Source organism: Pseudomonas avellanae BPIC 631 (genome assembly GCF_000444135.1).
Taxonomy (GTDB): Bacteria; Pseudomonadota; Gammaproteobacteria; order Pseudomonadales; family Pseudomonadaceae; genus Aquipseudomonas; species Aquipseudomonas avellanae.
In genome coordinates, this window is record NZ_ATDK01000157.1 from 1 (window position 1) to 462 (window position 462).

Genomic DNA, 462 nt, shown 5'->3' on the forward strand with positions numbered 1-462 from the left:
TGGCGTCGGGTCGCATCATGGGGGCTGGCTCCTGAAAAGAATTTGGAGCACAGCATCAAGCTTCAATTGCAGGACTGGAATGTGGGGTTCATGAGGCGCTTACGGTGATCGAGCGGTCCACATGCGACTCTGCCGCAAAATGCACCACAGCTCGCGGCCGATGCTCGGCAAACAGCCGCGTCAGCAGCTCGGCATCACCGATGTTGCCATGTACGAAGCGATGCTGCTCACTGCCTTCAAGCGACTGCAGGTTGGCCAGGTTGCCAGCGTAGGTCAGCGCATCCAGGTTCAACACCGGCTCGTTGTTGCGAGCGCACCACTGCAGAACGAAATTCGAACCGATGAAGCCGGCTCCGCCTGTGACTAGTGTACTGTTTTCGAAAAAATCAGCCACCAACTAACGGAAAATTCAAATCTTATCAATAGCTTAGCTTGCAGGTTATGGGTAACTTATTTCGAAAA

1 pseudogene is annotated in these 462 nt (G+C 53.7%); it reads right to left on the reverse strand.

Going from position 1 to position 462, the window contains the following annotated elements:
* Positions 1-103 precede the first annotated feature (103 nt).
* A pseudogene (locus tag DW49_RS0107565) lies at positions 104-394 on the reverse strand (GDP-mannose 4,6-dehydratase); the annotation flags it as partial.
* Positions 395-462: the final 68 nt, after the last annotated feature.